The sequence below is a fragment of the Tistlia sp. genome (assembly GCF_040905785.1).
Lineage (GTDB): Bacteria > Pseudomonadota > Alphaproteobacteria > Kiloniellales > DSM-21159 > Tistlia.
Map to the genome: position 1 here is coordinate 1 of NZ_JBBDQW010000054.1, position 19728 is coordinate 19728.

Annotated in this window: 16 protein-coding genes; 12 read left to right on the forward strand and 4 right to left on the reverse strand. The window is 71.5% G+C overall.

From position 1 onward, the window contains the following. From WD341_RS12505 to phoB, 7 genes are all read left to right on the forward strand, one after another. The coding region (locus WD341_RS12505) for an ATP-binding protein (protein WP_368425882.1) at positions 1-159 on the forward strand (159 nt) is incomplete at its 5' end. A gap of 195 nt (positions 160-354) precedes the next feature. After that, positions 355-1389: a substrate-binding domain-containing protein gene (locus tag WD341_RS12510; RefSeq protein WP_368425795.1), complete on the forward strand. Its 1035-nt coding sequence runs from the start codon at positions 355-357 to the stop codon at positions 1387-1389. A 98-nt stretch (positions 1390-1487) separates the two neighbouring features. After that, positions 1488-2864, forward strand: a complete 1377-nt coding sequence (gene pstC, locus WD341_RS12515) for a phosphate ABC transporter permease subunit PstC (RefSeq protein ID WP_368425796.1) — start codon at positions 1488-1490, stop codon at positions 2862-2864. Next, positions 2861-4171: a phosphate ABC transporter permease PstA gene (gene pstA, locus WD341_RS12520; RefSeq protein ID WP_368425797.1), complete on the forward strand. Its 1311-nt coding sequence runs from the start codon at positions 2861-2863 to the stop codon at positions 4169-4171. Before pstC ends, pstA begins: the two co-directional genes overlap by 4 nt. A gap of 14 nt (positions 4172-4185) precedes the next feature. Beyond that, positions 4186-4995 carry a phosphate ABC transporter ATP-binding protein PstB gene (pstB, locus tag WD341_RS12525; protein ID WP_368425798.1) on the forward strand — a complete coding sequence of 270 codons (810 nt, stop codon included), beginning with the start codon at positions 4186-4188 and terminating at the stop codon, positions 4993-4995. 47 nt (positions 4996-5042) lie between these two features. Continuing rightward, entirely contained in the window at positions 5043-5834 is a 792-nt protein-coding gene (phoU, locus tag WD341_RS12530; protein WP_368425799.1) for a phosphate signaling complex protein PhoU, read from the forward strand. Then, positions 5834-6532 (forward strand): phosphate regulon transcriptional regulator PhoB, encoded by a 699-nt coding sequence (gene phoB / locus WD341_RS12535; protein ID WP_368425800.1) that lies wholly within the window; start codon positions 5834-5836, stop codon positions 6530-6532. Before phoU ends, phoB begins: the two co-directional genes overlap by 1 nt. 22 nt (positions 6533-6554) lie before the next feature. Here phoB and WD341_RS12540 read toward each other — a convergent pair whose 3' ends face one another. After that, positions 6555-7559, reverse strand: coding sequence for an ornithine cyclodeaminase family protein (locus WD341_RS12540; RefSeq protein WP_368425801.1), 1005 nt, complete (start codon positions 7557-7559; stop codon positions 6555-6557). 104 nt (positions 7560-7663) lie between these two features. On the opposite strand from WD341_RS12540, the gene WD341_RS12545 reads away from it, so the two are divergent. After that, positions 7664-9172, forward strand: coding sequence for an aromatic amino acid lyase (locus WD341_RS12545; RefSeq protein WP_368425802.1), 1509 nt, complete (start codon positions 7664-7666; stop codon positions 9170-9172). A gap of 54 nt (positions 9173-9226) precedes the next feature. Here WD341_RS12545 and WD341_RS12550 read toward each other — a convergent pair whose 3' ends face one another. Together WD341_RS12550 and WD341_RS12555 are read right to left on the reverse strand one after the other, a co-directional pair. Then, the gene (locus tag WD341_RS12550) at positions 9227-11941 is read right to left on the reverse strand and encodes a GNAT family N-acetyltransferase (RefSeq protein WP_368425803.1); all 2715 of its coding nucleotides are present in this window, start codon (positions 11939-11941) and stop codon (positions 9227-9229) included. 69 nt (positions 11942-12010) lie between these two features. Next, entirely contained in the window at positions 12011-13387 is a 1377-nt protein-coding gene (locus tag WD341_RS12555; RefSeq protein ID WP_368425804.1) for an MFS transporter, read from the reverse strand. Positions 13388-13664: 277 nt separating this feature from the next. Here WD341_RS12555 and WD341_RS12560 point away from each other — a divergent pair, with 277 nt between their 5' ends. Continuing rightward, positions 13665-14060, forward strand: a complete 396-nt coding sequence (locus tag WD341_RS12560) for a RidA family protein (protein WP_368425805.1) — start codon at positions 13665-13667, stop codon at positions 14058-14060. 23 nt (positions 14061-14083) lie between these two features. On the opposite strand, the gene tldD is transcribed toward WD341_RS12560, so the two are convergent. Beyond that, positions 14084-15517 carry a metalloprotease TldD gene (gene tldD / locus WD341_RS12565; protein ID WP_368425806.1) on the reverse strand — a complete coding sequence of 478 codons (1434 nt, stop codon included), beginning with the start codon at positions 15515-15517 and terminating at the stop codon, positions 14084-14086. Positions 15518-15687: 170 nt separating this feature from the next. Here tldD and WD341_RS12570 point away from each other — a divergent pair, with 170 nt between their 5' ends. The 3 genes from WD341_RS12570 to ctaD all read left to right on the forward strand — a co-directional run bounded on the left by WD341_RS12570 (position 15688) and on the right by ctaD (position 19707). Next, positions 15688-17010, forward strand: a complete 1323-nt coding sequence (locus tag WD341_RS12570) for a DUF3422 family protein (RefSeq protein ID WP_368425807.1) — start codon at positions 15688-15690, stop codon at positions 17008-17010. Between the two features lie 201 nt (positions 17011-17211). Beyond that, complete coding sequence (gene coxB / locus WD341_RS12575; protein WP_368425808.1) at positions 17212-18054, forward strand: cytochrome c oxidase subunit II; 843 nt, start codon at positions 17212-17214, stop codon at positions 18052-18054. A gap of 27 nt (positions 18055-18081) precedes the next feature. Continuing rightward, positions 18082-19707: a cytochrome c oxidase subunit I gene (gene ctaD, locus WD341_RS12580; protein ID WP_368425809.1), complete on the forward strand. Its 1626-nt coding sequence runs from the start codon at positions 18082-18084 to the stop codon at positions 19705-19707. Positions 19708-19728: the final 21 nt, after the last annotated feature.

The following is a 19728-nucleotide window of genomic DNA, read 5'->3' on the forward strand; positions in this document are numbered from 1 at the left end:
TCGCGCGAGCTCGGCGGCACCGGCCTCGGCCTCGCCATCGTCAAGCACATCGTCAACCGGCACCGCGGCCACCTGACCCTCGACAGCACGGTCGGCAAGGGCACCACGGTCACGGTCTACCTACCGCTCGCCGGCAAGGGGCCCGCCGCAGCCGGCTGAGGCGAGCCGGAAGCAGCGCAACAGTTCTTTCACCGCCCGCGGCGCCGCCTTTCGCAGAAACCGCCGCCGCCGTCATCGAAGCGTAACAGTCCTGTAGTAAATCGGCAGCGGCGCAGGAATAGGGTCCGCCCAGCCGTCGCGCAGCGCGGCAGGCTCGCTACCCCTCCCTGATCACGCAAGCGGAGACACCTTCAGATGAAGCACACCCTCGCCATCGTCGCGACCTGCGCGGTAGCGCTCGGCGCGACGGCTGCCGCGGCGCAGACCCGCGACCAGATCCGCATCGTCGGCTCCTCGACGGTCTTCCCCTACACCCAGGCCGTGGTCGAGGAGTTCGCCAACAAGACCGGGCGCCCGGCGCCGGTCGTCGAGTCGACGGGCACCGGCGGCGGCATGAAGATCTTCTGCCAGGGCGTCGGCACCGGCCATCCCGACGCGACCGGCGCCTCGCGCTCGATGAAGCAGTCCGAGTACGAGCTCTGCCAGACCAACGGCGTCGACAGCATCACCGAGGCCCTGCTCGGCTTCGACGGCCTGACCATGTCGGGCTCGCGCGAGGGCGAGCAGATGGACCTGACCAAGGCCCAGCTGTTCCAGGCGCTCGCAGCCGAAGTCGAGGTCGACGGCAAGGTCGTCGAGAACCCCTACACCAAGTGGTCCGAGATCGACGGCTCGCTGCCCGACGTCGAGATCCAGGTGTTCGGCCCGCCGCCGACCTCCGGCACCCGCGACGCCTGGGTCGAGCTGGTCATGGAGGAGGGCTGCGAGACCTTCCCCGCGCTCGAGGCGCTCGAGGGCGACCGCAAGAAGGACGTCTGCCAGCGCATGCGCCAGGACGGCAAGTTCATCGAGGCCGGCGAGAACGACAACCTGATCGTGCAGCGGCTGAACGCCGACGCGACCGCCTACGGCATCTTCGGCTACTCCTTCCTGTACGAGAACCAGGACACCCTGCAGCCGATGCTGATCGGCGGCGTCGAGCCGAGCGAGACGACCATCGACAGCGGCGAATACGGCGTCTCGCGGCCGCTGTTCATCTACTTCAAGAACGCGCACCGCGGCGTCATCCCCGGCCTCGAGGAGTTCGTCGAGGAGTACATGAGCGAGGAGGCCATGGGCCCCGGCGGCTACCTCAGCGAGCGCGGCCTGGTCGTGCTCGGCGACGCCCGCCGCAAGGAGGTCCAGGACGCCGTCCTCGGCGGCAAGCACATGACCCGCTACACGAACTAGACCGGGTCGCTCGCTACGCGGCTCCCGGGGCCTCGCCGGTCCCGGGAGCCGTCCGTCAGGCTGGAGCAGGCGGCGACGCGCCTGCGGGAGAGTTATCGATGGCGACGCTTGCGTTCGGTGCGGTCCTGCTGACCGTCCTGGTCGCCTTCCTGGCGGGCCGCCGGCGCCTCGCCGCGCAGGTCTCGGGCGCCGGCGACAGCCATTCGCTGCCCGACTACCACGGCGCCTTCGTCGCCCTCTGGGCCGGCCTGCCGGCCTTCGTGCTAGTGCTGGCCTGGCTGCTTCTGCAGGGGCCGCTGGTCGAATCGCTGCTGGTCGCCTCGCTGCCGGCAGAGCTCGTCGAGGGCACCAGCGAGGCGCAACGCAACCTGCTCGTGGCCGAGATCAAGAGCATCGCCGCCGGCCAGATCTTCGGGCAGCCGGAACCGGCGCTGGTCGACGCGGCCGAACGCTTCCTCGCCTGGCGGCAGATCGCCTCCTGGGCGATGGTCGCCTGCGCCGCGGCCCTCGCTCTCCTCGGCCTGGCGCTGGCCCGCTCACGGGTCGCGCCGGAGTTCCGGGCGCGCCAGCGGGTCGAGCGGATCTTCTTCTGGCTGATGGTCTTCTGCTCGACCGTCGCCGTGGTCACGACCCTGGGAATCCTGCTGTCCCTGCTGTTCGAGGCCTACCGCTTCTTCGAGCGCGTGCCGCTCTTCGAGTTCCTGTTCGGCCTGAACTGGGAGCCGCAGATGGCGATCCGCGCCGACCAGGTCGCGGGCCAGGGCGCCTTCGGCGCGATCCCCGTCTTCACCGGCACGCTGCTGGTCGCCCTGCTGGCGATGCTGGTCGCCGGCCCGATCGGACTGCTGAGCGCGATCTACCTGGCCGAATACTCGGGCCGCGGCTTCCGCAGGTCGGTCAAGCCGATCCTCGAGATCCTCGCCGGCGTGCCGACCATCGTCTACGGCATCTTCGCCGTCTTGACCGTCGCGCCGGCGCTGCGCGAGGCCGGGGCCGCGCTCGGCATCGCGGTCGCCCCGAACAGCGCGCTGGCGGCCGGCGCGGTCATGGGCATCATGATCCTCCCCTTCATCTCCTCCCTGTCGGACGACGCCATCGCCGCGGTGCCGCAGTCGCTGCGCGACGGCTCCTATGCGCTCGGCGCGACCAAAGCCGAGACGATCGTGCAGGTGCTGCTGCCGGCGGCCCTGCCGGGCATCGTCGGCGGCTTCCTGCTGGCCGCCAGCCGGGCGATCGGCGAGACCATGATCGTGGTCATGGCGGCGGGCCTGATCGCCAACCTGACGGCCAACCCGCTGGAGGCGGTGACCACCGTCACCGTGCAGATCGTCACCCTGCTGATCGGCGACACCGAGTTCGACAGCCCCAAGACGCTGGCCGCCTTCGCCCTGGGCCTGGTGCTCTTCCTGGTGACCCTGGCGCTCAACGTGGTCGCCCTGCGCTTCGTCCAGAAATACCGGGAGAAGTACGAGTGACGGCGATCACGAGCGATAGCGAGCAGGAGATGCCAGCGTCGCGTCAATCCTACTGGCGTTCCGAGGAGCACCTGCGGCGGGTCCGGCGGCGCCACGCAGCCGACCGCCGGCTGCAGGCCTACGGCATCGCCGCCATCGCGCTCGCCGTCGGCCTGCTCGGCGTGCTGGTCTCCTCCCTGGTCGCCACCGGCGCCCAGGGCTTCCTGCAGACCGACCTGCGGCTCGAGGTCCGGATCGATCCCGCGGAGATCGATGCCGAGGATCCGAGCCGCGGCGACTATCGCCAGCTGCTGATGAACTCGCTCGACGCGCTGCTGCCCGGCGAGCGGCCGCCGGGCGAGCAGCGCAAGCTGCGCGACCTGCTCAGCAACGGCGCGCAGTTCCAGCTGCGCGACGAGGTCGTGGACGACCCGGGGTTGATCGGGCAGACCCTGGAGATCACGATTCCGGTTTCCGATCCCTTCGACCAACTCGCCAAGGGCACGGTGCTGCGCGAGACGCCGGAGGCGCAGCGCCGGGTCAGCGACCAGCAGATCGCCTGGTTCGACGGCCTGGTCGAGCAGGGCGTCGTTTCGACCGGGTTCAACTGGGCCCTGTTCATCTCGCCGGACAGCCGCTTTCCCGAGCTGGCGGGTCTCGCCGGCGCCCTGGTCGGCTCCTTCTTCGCGCTGCTGGTCTGCTTCCTGCTCAGCTTCCCGATCGGCATCGCGGCCGCGGTCTACCTCGAGGAGTTCGCGCCGAAGAACCGCTGGACCGACCTAATCGAGGTCAACATCAACAACCTGGCGGCCGTGCCCTCGGTCGTCTTCGGCCTGCTCGGCCTCGCCGTCTTCCTGAACTTCTTCGGCCTGCCGCGCTCGGTGCCGCTGGTCGGCGGCATGGTCCTGGCCCTGATGACCCTGCCGACGATCATCATCTCGACGCGCGCCGCCTTGAAGGCGGTGCCGCCCTCGATCCGCGAGGCGGCGCTGGGCGTCGGCGCCTCCCGGCAGCAGGTCGTCCTGCACCACGTGCTGCCGCTGGCGCTGCCGGGCATCATGACCGGCACCATCATCGGCCTGGCCCAGGCGCTCGGCGAGACGGCGCCGCTGCTGCTGATCGGCATGAACGCCTTCATCACCTCGCCGCCGGGCGGCCTGACCGACGCGGCGACGGCGCTGCCGACCCAGATCTTCATCTGGGCCGATTCGCCCGAGCGCGGCTTCACGGCCCTGACCGCAGCCGGCATCCTGGTGCTGCTCGGCTTTCTGATCCTGATGAACGCGGTCGCGGTGTTCCTGCGTCAGCGCTTCGAACGCAAGTGGTAGGGGAACGCCCAGCGATGTCTGCCCTCGAGACCTCCCGAGACACTCCCGACGATGCCCTCGGCAGCCGTGCGCCCAAGGTCGTCGCCCGCGGCGTCGACGTCTTCTACGGCAAGGCCCAGGCCCTGTACGGGGTCGACCTCGACATCGCCGAGCATGAGGTGACCGCGCTGATCGGGCCCTCCGGCTGCGGCAAGTCGACCTTCCTGCGCTGCCTCAACCGCATGAACGACGTCATCGAGGGCTGCCGCGTCGAGGGGCGGATCACGCTCGACGGCCAGGACATCTACGACCGCTCGCTCGACGTCGTCCAGCTGCGCGCCCGCATCGGCATGGTCTTCCAGAAGCCGAACCCCTTTCCCAAGTCGGTCTACGACAACATCGCCTACGGCCCGCGCATCCACGGCATCGGCGCCGGCAAGGCGGAGCTCGACGAGATCGTCGAGACCAGCCTGAGGCGCGCCGGCCTGTGGGAGGAGGTCAAGGACCGCCTGGCCGAGCCAGGCACCGGCCTGTCCGGCGGCCAGCAGCAGCGCCTGTGCATCGCCCGGGCCATCGCCGTCGACCCCGAGGTGATCCTGATGGACGAGCCCTGCTCGGCGCTCGACCCGATCGCCACGGCCCGCATCGAGGAGCTGATCGACGAGCTGCGCGAGAACTTCACCATCGTCATCGTCACCCACTCGATGCAGCAGGCTGCCCGGGTCAGCCGTCGCACCGCCTTCTTCCACCTCGGCAAGCTCGTCGAGGTCGGCGAAACCGAGCAGATGTTCACCAATCCTCGCGACGAACGCACCCAGGGCTACATCACCGGCCGCTTCGGCTGATCCCGGACCCACCCGGGCCGACTTCGCATCCAGAGGCCTTCCGAGACATGACTGAAACACGCGGCGACCACATCGTTCGGGCCTTCGACACCGATCTCCAGGAGCTGGCGCACACCATCGTGCGCATGGGCGGGCTGGCCGAGGCGGCGCTGGAGACCGCCGTCGAGGCGCTGGCGCGCCGCAACTCGACGCTGGCTTCCGGCGTCGTCCAGAGCGACCGCGACATCGACCTGCTGGAGCAGCAGATCTCCGAGCGGGCGATCCAGACCCTGGCGCTGCGCCAGCCGATGGCCGGCGACCTGCGCGAGGTCATCGCCGCGCTGCGCATCTCCGGCGAGCTGGAACGCATCGGCGACTACGCCGCCAACATCGCCAAGCGCGCCATGGCACTCAACCAGCTGCCGCCGATGCGCCCGGCCCACTCGATCCCGCGCATGGCCAAGCTGGTGCAGAGCAACATCAAGCGCGTGCTCGACGCCTACGTCTCGCGCGACGCCGCGCTCGCCCGCCACGTCTGGGAGAGCGACGAGGAGATCGACGAGACCTACACCAGCCTGTTCCGCGAGACCCTGACCTACATGATGGAGGACCCGCGCAACATCACGCCCTGCACGCACCTGCTGTTCATCGCCAAGAACGTCGAGCGCATGGGCGACCACGCCACCAACATCGCCGAGCTGGTCTTCTTCCTGGTCAAGGGCGAGCGCCTGGAGGGCGGCCGGCCGAAGGGCGACACCTCGAGCTACGCCGTGGTCGAGCCGGCCGAGAAAGGCGAAAGCGACGGCGGCGATGGCGGCGGGAGTGACAGCGGCCGGCCCGGCGCGGGAGGCGGCGCGTGATGAAGCCCCTGATCCTGCTGGTCGAGGATGAGGCGGCCCTGGTCACGCTGCTTCGCTACAACCTGGAGCGCGAGGGCTTCCGGCTGGTCGATGCGCGCGACGGCGAGGAGGCGCTGGTGCTGGCCAAGGAAGAGACGCCGGACCTGATCCTCCTCGACTGGATGCTGCCGCTGATGAGCGGCCTCGAGGTCTGCCGCCAGCTGCGCCGGGCGCCCGAGACCCGGAGCGTGCCGATCATCCTGCTGACCGCGCGCGGCGAGGAAGCCGACAAGATCCGCGGGCTCGATTCCGGTGCCGACGACTACATCACCAAGCCCTTCTCGCCGGCCGAGCTGATCGCGCGGGTCCGCGCCGTGATGCGCCGCACCCAGCCGGCCATGGCCAGCGACACCCTGACCTTCGCCGACCTGGCCATGGACCTGGCCTCGCACCGGGTGCGGCGCGGCGGCCGCCACGTCCACCTCGGCCCGACCGAGTTCCGCCTGCTGCGCTACCTGCTGCAGCACCCGGGGCGCGTGTTCAGCCGCGAGCAGCTGCTCGACGCCGTCTGGGGCCGTGACGTCTACGTCGAGCCGCGCACTGTCGACGTCCACATCCGCCGCCTGCGCAAGGCGCTCAACGACGAGGGCGAGGCCGACGTCATCCGCACCGTGCGCTCGGCCGGCTACGCCCTCGACGACGGCCAGCTGGTCGAGTAGCCCCGGCCGCCGGATCGGAGGCTCAGGCGTAGCGCAGGCGCTGCCCGACGCCCAGCCGCTCGGCCTTCTCCAGCAGGGCGACGCCGAGCGCGACGTCGCTGGTGCTGAGGCCGCGGTGCCAGAAGAGGTTTCGCTCCGTCTCGCTCTCGCGTCCCGGCTTCAGGCCGGCGACGATCTGGCCGAGCTCGGCGTGCAGCGTCGCCTCGCTCAGCTTGCCGGCGTTGACGTGCTCGCGCAGCGCCCCGAAGGGGCCCCCCTTGCACTGGCCCCAATCGTCGACCACCAGCTTGTCCATGATGTCGGTGAGGTCGAGCTCGACGGCGCTCATCGTGCCGTAGGGCACGACGAAGGCGGCCGGCGCGATCCACTCGGTCTTCAGCAGCGGCGTCGGCTCGCTGAGCCGCGATGCCTCGACGACGATGTCGGCGCCCTCGACGGTCGAGCGCCAGTCCGTGGTCACCGTCACCGGCTTGCCGAGGTCGGCGGTGAGCCGGGCGGCGAAGGCCTCGCGGCTCTCGGGCCGGCGCGAATGGACGCGGATCTCCTCGAAGTCGAACAGGTGGTCGAGCAGGCGCACGTTCCAGTAGGCGGTGCCGCGGGCGCCGATGTGGCCGAGGACCTTCGAGCCCTTGCGCGCCAGGTACTTGGCGCCGAGCGCGGTGACCGCGCCGGTGCGCATCTCGGTGATGCCGGTGGCGTCGACGATGGCGGTCGGCGTGCCGGTCTCGGGGTCGAAGAGGTTGAGGATGCCGAACTCCGAGGGCAGGCCCTTCTTGTAGTTATCGACGAAGTCGCCGACGACCTTGACGCCGGCGGCCTTGAGCGGCCGGACGTAGCCGCGCAGGACGTTGAAGTGTCCGTCGATGCGGCCCGGCTCGGGAATCAGGTGGACGCGCGGCTCGATCACCGTCTCGCCGCGGCCCTGCGCCGCCAGGCTCTGCTCGATTGCCGCCAGGATCTCGGCGTCGGTGAGCGCGAGCCGCTCGACGTCGGGTCCGTTCAGGTAGGTGATGTGGATCTCGGGCATTTCGGGCCGCTTCCTCGGGCTGCGCTGGGACCGGCACCCTGGCAGAGCCCGAGGGGATCGGAAAGCAGGTTTCCCCGGCGCGGCGGCCCGGGCAGTCTGGCGCCATGGAAACCCTGCTCCTCGACGGCGAGAGCCTGACCTGCCGCGCTCTGGCCGCCGCCGCGGCGACAGCGCGGCCGGCGGTCGGCCTCGACGGGCCGGCGCGCGAGCGCCTCGCCGCGGCACGCGCCGTGGTGACCCGCGCCCTGGCCTCGGGGGAGGCGGTCTACGGCCTGAACACCGGGCTCGGCGCGCGCGCCACCCAGCGCCTGTCGGCCGAGGAGCTTGCCGCCTTCTCGCTGCAGACCCTGCGCGGGCGGGCGCTGTCGCTCGGCGCGCCGCTGCCGGCCGAGGTCGTGCGCGCCGCCATGATCGTGCGCCTCAACACCCTGGGCCGCGGCGCCGCCGGCTGCGACCCGGCGGTCGCGGCCTTCCTCGAGACCTGCCTGGCGCGGGGCCTGACGCCGCTGGTCCGCGAGGGCGGCTCGATCGGCGCCTCCGACCTGCTGCTCGGCGCGACCCTGGGCCTGGCGCTGGTCGGCGAGGGCGAGCTCGTCGATTCCACCGGGCGGGTCGGGCCGGCCGCCGAGGTGCTGCGCGCCGCCGGGCTGGCGCCGCTCGCGCTCGGGCCGCGCGACGGCCTGGCGCTGGCCAACCACTCCAGCTTCTCGGGTGCCCTGGCGGCGCTCTTCGTGGCGCGCGCCGAGACCGCGCTGACGGCCGTGCAGCAGGCCGCCGCGCTGTCCATGGAGGGCTTCCGCGCCAACCTGTCGCCGCTCGATCCGGCCGCCCTGGCGCTGCGGCCGCAGCCGGGCCAGGCGCAGGCAGCCGAGGGGCTGCGGCGCCTGCTCGCGGGCGGCGGCCTGGAGGCGCCGGGCGCCGCGCGGCGGCTGCAGGACCCCCTGTCGTTCCGCACATTGCCGCAGACCCACGGCGCCGGCTTCGCCGCCCTGGAGACGGCGCGCGCCGCCGCCGAGGCCGAGATCAACGGCGCCAGCGACAACCCCGCCGTGCTGCTCGGGGAGGGCCGGGTCGTCTCCAACGGCGCCTTCCAGACGCCCTGGCTGACCCTGGCCGCCGAGACCCTGAGCCGCGCCCTGGCCCAGGTCGCGGTGCTGCTGGTCGCGCGCTGCTCGAAGCTGCTCGCCGAGCGCTTCACCGGCCTGCCGCTGTTCCTCGCCCGCCCCGGCGCCGACAGCAACGGCTTCGCGCCGGTCATGAAGCTGGCCGAGGCGCTGCTCGCCGAGGTCCTGCTGGCGGCCCAGCCGGTCGCGATCTGGCCGAGCGTCAACGCCGACGGCGTCGAGGACGCCCTGACCAACGCGCCGCTGGCCGCGCGCCAGGGCCTGCGCCTGCTCGCCGCCTTCGAGCGGCTGGTCGCCATCGAGGCGGTGATCGCCGCCCAGGCGGTCGAGCTGCGCGGCTGCGCCACCACCCTCTCGCCGGCGCTCGGCGAGGTGCTGGCCCGGGTCCGCCGCCATTCCCCGGCGCTCGCCGAGGACCGGCCGCTGGCCGCCGAGATCGAGGCCCTGTCGGCGGCGATCCGCGGCGGGGCGCTTGCGGCGCCGGCCTGATCCGACGGCGTGCCCAGGCGGTCCTCGGAAAAGGCAGCTTCTCCAGGCACGCCGCTACGCGAAGCGCTTGACGACCTTGACCAGCTGGCTGTCCTGGGGGTCGAAGCTGCGCTCGAAGCCGAGCTCGGCGCAGATCTGCAGCATCCGGCGGTTCTCGGTCAGAACGTCGCCGTGGATCTCCTCGAGCCCGCGGCGCCGGGCGTAGTCCAGGATGCGGCGCATCAGCAGGTAGCCGAGGCCGCGGCCCTTGACCGCTGAGCGCACGGCGACAGCGTATTCGGCGGTACGACCGTCGGGGTCGGCGGCGATCCGGGCGATGCCCAGAATCTGGCTCTGATCCTCGGGGTCGAGGCCGACCAGGGCCATCTCGCGGTCGTAGTCGATCTGGGTCATGCGCGCCGCCGACTCGTGGCCGATCTCGGCCTTGGGCGCGAAGAAGCGCAGGCGCATGTCCTCGGGCGTCAGGTGGCGGTAGAGCTCCTGGACCGCCGCCTCGTCCTCGGGCTTGACCGGCCGGATCTTCACGACCGTGCCGTCGAGCAGCTCGCCCTCCTGCTCCAGCGCCTTGGGGTAGGGCCGGATCGCCAGGCGCGCCGCCGGCGAGACCGCGGGATCGACCTCCCCGGCCGGCTTGACCTTGACGCGGGCGTCGAGCGCGACGACGCCGCGGCTGTCGGCGAGCAGCGGGTTGATGTCGACCTCGGCGACCTCGGCCAGCTCGGCGGCCAGCTCCGAGAGGCGCACCAGGGCGACCGCGATGGCGTCGAGGTCGGCCGCCGGCGTGTCGCGGTAGCCGCTGAGCAGCCGGTGGATCCGGGTCTCGGCCATCAGCGAGCGAGCCAGGCGCAGGTTGAGCGGCGGCAGGCCGACCGCCTTGTCCTGCAGTACCTCCACGGCCGTGCCCCCCGCGCCGAACAGGATCGCCGGTCCGAACTGGCGGTCCTCGACGAGGCCCAGGATCAGCTCCAGGGCGCCGGGCCGGCGGCACATCTCCTGGACCGAGAAGCCGTCGATGCGGGCGTTCGGCTTCGCCTCTCGAGCCCGGCGCAGCATCGCCTCGCCCTGGTGGCGCAGGTCGGCCTCGTTCTCGAGGTCGAGCGCGACGCCGCCGATGTCGGACTTGTGCGTGATGTCCGGCGACAGGATCTTGAGCGCGACGGGGTAGCCGAGCTCGCCGGCGACGGCGGTGGCTTCCTCGACGCCGGCGGCGGTCAGGGTGCGTACGGTCGGGATGCCGTAGCATTCCAGCAGGCGCTTGGCTTCGGGCTCGGTCAGCCAGGTCCGGGCCTCGGCCTGCGCCTGGCGCAAGATCGCCCGTGCGCCCTCGCTGTCGGGCCGGTGGTCCTCGGGGATCGAGGGCACGGTCTCGATCAGTTCCTCCTGGCCGCGGCGGTAGCGGACCAGGTGCATGAAGGCGCGGATCGCGCGCTCCGGGGTGTCGTAGGTCGGCAGGCGGTTGGCCGCGAACAGGCTGCGCGACTCGCGTGCCGCGGCCTCGCCGAGCCAGGCCGTGAAGACCGGCCGGCGGATCTCGCGCGCGCGCGCCGCCTGCAGGGTCTCGATGACCGCCCCGGCGGCCTCGGCCGGATCGGTGACCGCGGTCGGGCAGTGCATGACCAGCACGGCGTCGACGCCCGGGTCGCCGAGCAGCACCTCCAGGGCGGCGGCGTAGCGGCTACCCGGCGCGTCGCCGATGACGTCGACCGGGTTGCCGTGGCTCCAGGTCGCCGGCAGCGCGGCGTCGAGCGCGGCGAGGGTTTCCGGCGCGAGTTCGGCGAGGCGCCCGCCGTGGTCGACCAGGGTGTCGGTCGCCAGCACGCCGAGGCCGCCGCCGTTGGTCAGGATCGCCAGGCGGTCGGCCTCGGCGCGGCGCAGCGGGCTGGCGGTCGCCAGGGTTTCGGCGGCGTCGAACAGCTCTTCCAGGGTGTAGACGCGCAGCGCCCCGGCGCGCCGGAAGGCGGCGTCGTAGACGGCGTCCGAGCCGGCCAGGGCACCGGTGTGCGAGGAGGCGGCGCGGGCGCCCTCGGCGTGGCGGCCGCCCTTGATCACGATCACCGGCTTGGCGCGCGCCGCGGCCCGGCAGGCCGACATGAACTTGCGCGCCTGGGTCACGCCCTCGACATAGAGCAGGATCGCCCGGGTGCCGGGATCGACGGCCAGGTAGTCGAGCAGGTCGCCGAAGTCGGCGTCGGCCATGGCGCCGAGCGAGACGACCTGGGAGAAGCCGATGCCGCGGGGCGTCGCCCAGTCGAGCATGGCCGTGACCATCGCGCCCGACTGGGTCAGGAAGGCGAGGTCGCCGGGCCGCGCCGAGATATGGCTGAAGCTGGCGTCGATGCCCAGGCGCGGCAGCTGCACCCCGACGCAGTTCGGCCCGACGACGCGCAGGGTGTAGGGCCTGGCGGCGTCGAGCAGGCGCTGGCGCCGCTCCAGGCCGGGGGCGTCGCCGCCCTCGCCGAAGCCGGCGGTGATCACCACGACGGCGCGGGTGCCGCGCGCGCCGAGCTCGTCGATCAGCGCCGGCACGCTGTCCGGCGGCGTGCAGATCACCGCAAGGTCGGGCGCCAGCGGCAGCTCGGCGACCGAGCGGTAGGCGAGCGTGCCCTCGATCGCCGTGTGACGCGGATGCACCGGCATGATCGGGCCGTCGAAGCCGCCGTTGAAGAGGTTGCGCGCGACCACCCGGCCGACCGAGCCGGCGCGCTTGCTGGCGCCGATCAGCGCGAGGGAGCTCGGCTTGAACAGCCGGTCGAGGTTGCGGACGCTCATGGTGGGGCGGCCCTCTCGGAGGTCTGTTCTCAGGGCGGCGCGGGCGCGCGATCGCGAGGCGGCGCCAGCTTAGCGTCTTTGGGCGCCGGAGCCGAGTGGGACGACGGCAGCTTCCTCGGCCGGCGCCTCGACCGGCGGGGGCGGCGGATAGAGCCGGAGCAGCAGGAACAGCAGCAGCAGGCCGGGGATCGCCAGCGCCAGGGTCGAGACGAAGAACTCGGCCCAGCCGAGATGCTCGGCGAGCCAGCCGCTGGAGGTCGCGAAGATCGTCCGGCCGAAGGCCATCATCGAGGACAACAGGGCGTACTGGGTGCCGGTGAAGGCGACGTTGCAGAGGCTGGAGAGGTAGGCGACGAAGGCTGCCGAGCCGAGGCCGCCGGTGAAGTTGTCGGCCCCGACCACGACCGCCAGCGCCGTCACGCTGTCGAGCTGCAGCGCCGCCTGGGCCGCGAACAGCAGGTTGGTGACGGCCTGCAGGACGCCGCCGACCAGAAGCGCCGGCAGGATGCCCAGGCGCGCGACCAGGGCGCCGCCGGCGAAGACCCCGGCCAGCGTGGCCAGGACGCCGAAGACCTTGGTGACGCCCGCGATCTCGACGCCGGTGTAGCCGAGGTCGTGAAAGAAGGGGTTGTGCATCGCCCCCGCGACCGCGTCGCCGTACTTGTAGAGCAGCACGAACAGCAGGATCACGAGCCAGCCGCGCCGGCCCATGAAATCGGCGAAGGGATCGACGACGGCATGGCGCAGCCGCGCCAGCACCAGGGAGCCGCCCTGCTTGCGCGCGAATTCGGCAGGGGGCGGCGGCCGCTTCGGCTCGGGGCCGAGGGCGACGCCGAGCATGCCGACCAGCATCATCGCGCCCATCACTAGGTAGACCAGGTCCCACGAGAGGAAGTCGGACAGGCCGATCGCGCCGGCGCCGGCGACGATCATGCCGATCCGGTAGCCGGCCTGGGTGGCGGCGGCGCCGGCGCCCTGCTCGTCCTCGTGGAGGACCTCGATGCGGTAGGCGTCGACCACGATGTCCTGGGTCGCCGAGAGCGTCGTCATCAGCAGCGCCGCGAGGAAGGTCGCCTCGGGCAGGGACACCGGGTCGGTCTGGCCGAGCAGCACGATCGCCCCAGCCAGCGCCAGCTGGATCGCCAGCAGCCAGCCGCGGCGGTGGCCGAGCCAGCGGGTCAGGCGGCCCAGCGGCAGGTGATCGAGGGCGGGGGCCCAGAGGAACTTGAAGGCGTAGGGGGTGCCGATCGACAGGGTCAGGCCGATGGTCGTCAGGTCGACCCCCGACTTGGCCATCCAGTAGCTGAGCGTCGAGAAGCCGAGCAGCAGCGGCAGGCCGCTGGCGTAGCCCATGAACAGCACCGCCAGCATCCGCCGGCTGGTGTAGACCGCCAGGGATTCCCGCCAGCTGCGCCGCGGCCTGAGGGCCGTCAGGGGATCGGTCATGGGATCGAGGAGCCGGGCATCGCGGGACCGCTTATACGCCGTGGCCGGGAGTCGGAGGCAAGTGAAGAAACGACCGTCCCCGCGCAGAGGTCACCGCGAACGCCAGGACGCGCCAGAAACGACAGAGCCGCGGTGGGGGCCGCGGCTCTGCGTGGGATATCTAAGGGAAACAGTAGATGTTGAGGGACGTCTATCGTAGAGGAGGCTATGCGTCCGGAGGTTAAGCCCCGGTTAATGGCGGGGATAACTCAGGAGCGCCTTCGAAGGAGGCTTTCCCATGGTCGAGACGATCCACCGGCACGAAAACCCGACGGGCGCGCCCCAGCCGGCCTCGCGCTACAGCCAACTGGTCGCCGTCGAGCCCGAGCGGCGCTGGGTCTACCTGTCCGGCCAGGTCGGCCTGCGCCCCGACGGCGGCTTGGCGGAGGATGCCGCGGGGCAGATGCACCAGGCCTGGGCGAACCTGCGGGCCTTGCTGGCGGCCGAGGGCCTGGGGCCGGAGCACCTGGTGCGGATCAACGCCTTCATCACCCGCCGGGACCTGACGCCGCTGTTCCGCGAGGCCCGCGACGCCGCCCTCGAGGGCGCCGCGCCGGCCTCGACCCTGCTGGTCGTCGCCGGCCTCGCCCATCCCGACTGGGTGGTCGAGATCGAGGCCGTGGCGGCGGCCTGAGCCTCGAGGGCGCGACGCCGCCTCTAGGCCGCCGTGCCGCCGACCGTGATCGAGGAGATCAGCAGCGAGGGCTGGCCGACGCCGACCGGCACGCCCTGGCCCTCCTTGCCGCAGGTGCCGATGCCGGGGTCGAGGGCCATGTCGTTGCCGATGCCGGCGACCCGGGTCATGACGTCGGGGCCGTTGCCGATCAGGGTCGCGCCCTTGACCGCCGGCCCGACCTTGCCGTCCTCGATCAGGTAGGCCTCGGTGCAGGAGAAGGTGAACTTGCCGCTGGTGATGTCGACCTGGCCGCCGCCGAAGTTGACCGCGTAGAGGCCCTTCTTGACCCCGGCCAGCAGCTCCGCCGGCTCGCGGTCGCCGCCCAGCATGATGGTGTTGGTCATGCGCGGCATCGGGATATGCGCGAAGGACTCGCGCCGGCCGTTGCCGGTCGGCTTCATGCCCATCAGGCGGGCGTTCTGGCGGTCCTGCATGTAGCCGACCAGGCGGCCATCCTCGATCAGCACGGTGCGCTCGCTGGGCGTGCCCTCGTCGTCGACGGTGAGCGAGCCGCGCCGGTCGGGGATCGTGCCGTCGTCGACCACGGTGACGCCGGGAGCGGCGACCCGCTCGCCGAGCAGGCCGGCGAAGGCCGAGGTCTTCTTGCGGTTGAAGTCGCCCTCAAGGCCGTGGCCGACGGCCTCGTGCAGCAGGATGCCGGGCCAGCCGGCGGCCAGCACCACCGGCATCTCGCCGGCCGGCGCGTCGACCGAGCCGAGGTTGACCACGGCCTGGCGGATCGCCTCGTCGACGCCGGCCTTCCACTCGTTCGGGTCGACCAGCTTCTCGTAGGCGATGCGGCCGCCGAAGCCGTGGCTGCCGGTCTCCATGCGGCCGTCCTGCTCCATGACCACCGAGACGTTGAGCCGGACCAGCGGCCGGACGTCGGCCAGGCGCTCGCCGCCGGCGCGCAGGATCTGCACGGCCTGCCAGCTGCCGGCCAGGCCGACCGAGACCTGGCGGACCCGCGGGTCCTTGGCGCGGGCGTAGGCGTCGATCTCGCCGAGCAACGCGACCTTGGTCTCGAAGGGCAGGGCGTTCAGCGGGTTCTCGTCGCTGTAGAGCCGCTGATTGGTGCCGGTCGGACCGGCGGCCATGACGCCGCCGTAGCCGCGCTGCACCGCCTTGACCGTCTCGCCGGCGCGCTCGACCGCGGCCTCGCTGAGCTCGCTGGCGTGGGCGTAGCCCGCCGCCTCGCCGGCGACCGAGCGCAGGCCGAAGCCCTGGGCGGTGTCGAAGGAGGCGGCCTTGAGCCGGCCGTCGTCCCAGCCCAGCGCCTCCGACTGGCGGTACTCCAGGAACAGCTCGCCGTCGTCGGCGCCGCCGAGCGCGTCCTCGACCAGGGCCTCCAGCCGGGCGCGATCGAGGCCGGCGCGGTCGTAGAACAGGGCATCGGTGGTGGCGAGATGGGACATGGCGGCTACCTCGGCTGGCGTTGTGGCGTCGCGGGGGACGAAAGGGGGTCGCGGCATCATATGGCGGTCGCGGCCGCGCGTTGCACCCCTCGCAGCGTGCGAAACCGGCGCCGGGCTTGCGCCGCCGCTCCGCATGGCGGCAAATGGCCGGGGAAGCGGGGAGGGCGAACATGACGTTGGGCATGAAGGATCATCCGCTGCGCCGGAGCCTCTCGGCGGAGGTCCACGCGCGCCCCTTCATGCACCTGCAGCCGAGCGAGCGGGCGACCCACCTCGCGATGCTCTCGGGCGAGGAGAGCGCCGGCGCCGACCGCGCCCACGTCGCGCGCCTCTGCCAGCGCTTCGGCGCGCCGCCGCCGGCCGACGGCGCCGACTTCCACCTGGTCGACCTCGGGCCCTTCCGGCTGCGCTGGGAGCGCCACACCGAGTTCTCCAGCTACTCCTTCCTTGCCCGCGAGGGCGCGCCGCTGCGCGACGACGGCCGCCTCGGGCGCTTCGAGCACCCGGTCGTCGAGCGGGTGCCGCGCGACTGGCTGGAGCAGCTGCCAGGCAGCCTGCTGGTCGGCGTCCACCTGGAGATCGAGGCCGCGGACGTGCCGGGAGTCGCGCTCGAGGAGCTGCCGCAGCTGCTCGGTATCGAGAACTTCGCCGGCACCGAAGTCTCGGGCGGCGCGGCCAGCGCCTACCTCAATTTCTCGATCAACGACGACGGCTTCGGGCGCATCCTGCTGCGCGACCACCGCCTCGGGCCGCGCCAGGCCGGGCGCCTGGTGCAGCGCCTGTTCGAGATCGAGACCTACCGGACCATGGCGCTGCTCGCTTTCCCGCTGGCCCGCCGCCATGTCGGCGACCTGTCTCGCCTCGGCGACGACCTGACCGCCGTGACCCAGGCGCTGGCCGAGAACAGCGGCAGCCTCGACGAGCGCGCCCTGCTCGACCGCCTGACCGCCGTCTCGGCCGAGATCGAGAAGCTGTCGGCCGAGACCTCCTACCGCTTCGGCGCCGCGCGCGCCTACCACGCCCTCGTCATCAAGCGGATCGCCGAGCTGCGCGAGACGCGGGTCGAGGGACTGCAGACGATCAGCGAGTTCATGGACCGCCGCCTGACTCCGGCGATGCGGACCTGCGAGGCGATCGCCGAGCGGCTCGACAGCCTGGCCAACCGGGTCGCCCGCACGAGCCAGCTGCTGCGCACGCGCGTCGACATCCAGCTCGAGGCGCAGAACCGGGACCTGCTGCGCTCGATGGACCGGCGCGCCCGGCTCCAGCTGATGCTGCAGGAGACCGTCGAGGGCCTGTCGGTGGCGGCCATCGCCTACTACGGGGTCGGCCTGATCGCCTACCTGGCCAAGGGCCTGGCGGCCGCCGGCCTGCCGGTGCCGACCGACATCGCCGTCGGCCTCGCCGTGCCGCTGGTCGCCGGCCTCTGCTGGGTCGGGCTGCGCCGGGTCCGGCAGCGGGTCGCCGAGCGCGCGCGCCGGCCGGAGGGGTGACGGTCGCCCGCTACCGTTCCGGCGGCGCCGCCCCGCACCCGGTGGTTGCCGCCGCGGGGCCGGCGGGCGGCGCCGGAGGATGCAATTTGCCGCAGTCCTAGCGGCTTGAGGCGCGCCGGCAACTTGGCTAGGTTGCCGGCGATCGACGGAGGGACGGCGGCCATCGGCGGCCGGCCCCGCGGAAACTGGGGAAGGAAGTCGATGCGCTGGTTCGTCTTCGCCGCCGTGCTGTGCGGCTTTGCTGCCGTTGGCGAAACCGCCTTCGCCGCGCAGCCCGAGAATTGGGGCATGGGCCTGCAGACCTCGGCTACCGAGGTCAAGGACATGATCGAGGCGTTCCACGACGAGCTCCTGGTCATCACGGTCGCCATCACCCTCTTCGTCATCGTGCTGCTGGCCTACGTGGCGTTCCGCTTCCGCGCCTCGGCGAACCCGACGCCCTCGAAGCGCACCCATCACACCCTCATCGAGATCGCCTGGACCGTCGTGCCGGTGCTGATCCTGATGTTCATCGCCATCGATTCCTTCAAGCTGCTCTATACCCAGGACCGCATCCCCGACGCGGAGGTGACGGTGCGGGTCACCGGCAACCAGTGGAACTGGACCTACGGCTACGACCACCCGGAGCACGGCAGCTTCGAGTACACCTCGCTGCCGCTGACCGACGAGGAGGCGCAGGAGCAGGGCCTGCCGCGCCTGCTCGCGACCGACATGCCGCTGATGCTGCCGGTCGACACCACGGTGCGTTTCATCGTGACCGCCAGCGACGTGCTGCACAGCTTCACGGTGCCCTCCTTCGGCTTCAAGATCGACGCCGTGCCGGGGCGCGCCAACGAGACCTGGACCCGCGTGCGCGAGGTCGGCACCTACTACGGCCAGTGCTCCGAGCTCTGCGGCACCGCCCACTACAACATGGCAACCATGGTGAACGTGGTTTCCAAGGAAGAGTTCGCCGCCTGGCTGGATCAGGCCTACGAGGAGTATGCCGAGGCGCCGACGGCGCCCCGGCCGACCCGGCTGGCCGACGCCGCGCCGGCGCGCTGACGCGACAGACGAGAGGACGACAGCGAGATGGCGACCGACAACGCTGCCACGCACGGGCATGGGCACGACCACGGCTATGGCGATCACAGGCCGGGCTTCTTCGTCCGCTGGTTCTGTTCGACGAACCACAAGGACATCGGTACGCTCTACCTGATCTTCTCGGTCGTCGCCGGCCTGATCGGCGGCGGCTTCTCCGTGCTGATGCGCATGGAGCTCGACGAGCCGGGCATCCAGATCTTCAACATGCTGTCCGCCGATCCCGGGCAGATGTGGAACGTGATCATCTCGGCCCACGGCCTGATCATGGTCTTCTTCGTGGTCATGCCGGCGCTGATCGGCGGCTTCGGCAACTGGTTCATCCCGCTCATGATCGGCTCGCCCGACATGGCCTTCCCGCGGATGAACAACATCTCCTTCTGGCTGCTCGTGCCGGCCTTCCTGCTGCTGCTCGGCTCGGCCTTCGTCGGCACCGGCGCCGGCACCGGCTGGACCATCTACCCGCCGCTGTCCTCCTCGCTCGGCCATCCCGGGCCGTCGGTCGACATGGCGATCTTCGCCCTGCACCTGGCCGGCGCCAGCTCGATCCTGGGCGCGATCAACTTCATCACGACCATCTTCAACATGCGCGCCCCCGGCATGACGCTGCACAAGATGCCGCTGTTCATCTGGGCGATGCTGGTCACCGCCTTCCTGCTGCTGCTGGCGGTGCCGGTGCTCGGCGGCGCGATCACCATGCTGCTGACCGACCGCAACTTCGGCACCTCCTTCTTCAATCCCGAGCTCGGCGGCGACCCGATCCTGTTCCAGCACCTGTTCTGGTTCTTCGGCCACCCCGAGGTCTACATCATGATCCTGCCGGCCTTCGGGATCATCAGCCACATCGTCTCGACCTTCTCGCGCAAGCCGGTGTTCGGCTACCTGGGCATGGCCTACGCCATGGTCGCGATCGGCGCGATCGGCTTCATCGTCTGGGCGCACCACATGTTCACGGTGGGCCTGGACGTCGACACCAAGGCCTACTTCACCGCCGCGACCATGATCATCGCGGTGCCGACCGGCGTGAAGATCTTCAGCTGGATCGCGACCATGTGGGGCGGCTCGATCTCCTTCAAGACGCCGATGCTCTGGGCGCTCGGCTTCATCGTCCTGTTCACCGTGGGCGGCGTCACCGGCGTCGTGCTGGCCAACGCCGGCCTGGATACCGCCCTGCACGACACCTACTACGTGGTGGCGCACTTCCACTACGTGCTGAGCCTGGGCGCGGTCTTCGGCATCTTCGCCGGCATCTACTACTGGATCGGCAAGATGAGCGGGCGGACCTATCCCGAGTGGGCCGGCAAGCTGCACTTCTGGACGACCTTCATCGGCGTCAACCTGACCTTCTTCCCGCAGCACTTCCTGGGCCTGCAGGGCATGCCGCGGCGCTACATCGACTACCCCGACGCCTTCGCCGGGTGGAACCAGGTGTCCTCGCTCGGCTCCTACATCTCCTTCGCCTCGACGCTCTTCTTCGTCGGCCTGATGATCTACGTGCTGATGGCCGGCCGCCGGGTCGGGGAGAACTACTGGGGCGAGGGTGCGACGACCCTCGAGTGGACCGTGGCCTCGCCGCCACCGTTCCACACCTTCAACGAGCTGCCCCGGATCAAGTAGCGGGGCAGGGCGGCCGAAGAG

Coding starts and splice junctions, on each gene's coding strand:
- WD341_RS12510 (WP_368425795.1), top strand. CDS start 355: ATGAAGCACACCCTCGCCATCGTCGCGACCTGCGCGGTAGCGCTCGGC.
- pstC (WP_368425796.1), top strand. CDS start 1,488: ATGGCGACGCTTGCGTTCGGTGCGGTCCTGCTGACCGTCCTGGTCGCC.
- pstB (WP_368425798.1), top strand. CDS start 4,186: ATGTCTGCCCTCGAGACCTCCCGAGACACTCCCGACGATGCCCTCGGC.
- phoU (WP_368425799.1), top strand. CDS start 5,043: ATGACTGAAACACGCGGCGACCACATCGTTCGGGCCTTCGACACCGAT.
- phoB (WP_368425800.1), top strand. CDS start 5,834: ATGAAGCCCCTGATCCTGCTGGTCGAGGATGAGGCGGCCCTGGTCACG.
- WD341_RS12540 (WP_368425801.1), bottom strand. CDS start 7,559: ATGCCCGAGATCCACATCACCTACCTGAACGGACCCGACGTCGAGCGG.
- WD341_RS12545 (WP_368425802.1), top strand. CDS start 7,664: ATGGAAACCCTGCTCCTCGACGGCGAGAGCCTGACCTGCCGCGCTCTG.
- WD341_RS12550 (WP_368425803.1), bottom strand. CDS start 11,941: ATGAGCGTCCGCAACCTCGACCGGCTGTTCAAGCCGAGCTCCCTCGCG.
- WD341_RS12555 (WP_368425804.1), bottom strand. CDS start 13,387: ATGACCGATCCCCTGACGGCCCTCAGGCCGCGGCGCAGCTGGCGGGAA.
- WD341_RS12560 (WP_368425805.1), top strand. CDS start 13,665: ATGGTCGAGACGATCCACCGGCACGAAAACCCGACGGGCGCGCCCCAG.
- tldD (WP_368425806.1), bottom strand. CDS start 15,517: ATGTCCCATCTCGCCACCACCGATGCCCTGTTCTACGACCGCGCCGGC.
- WD341_RS12570 (WP_368425807.1), top strand. CDS start 15,688: ATGACGTTGGGCATGAAGGATCATCCGCTGCGCCGGAGCCTCTCGGCG.
- coxB (WP_368425808.1), top strand. CDS start 17,212: ATGCGCTGGTTCGTCTTCGCCGCCGTGCTGTGCGGCTTTGCTGCCGTT.
- ctaD (WP_368425809.1), top strand. CDS start 18,082: ATGGCGACCGACAACGCTGCCACGCACGGGCATGGGCACGACCACGGC.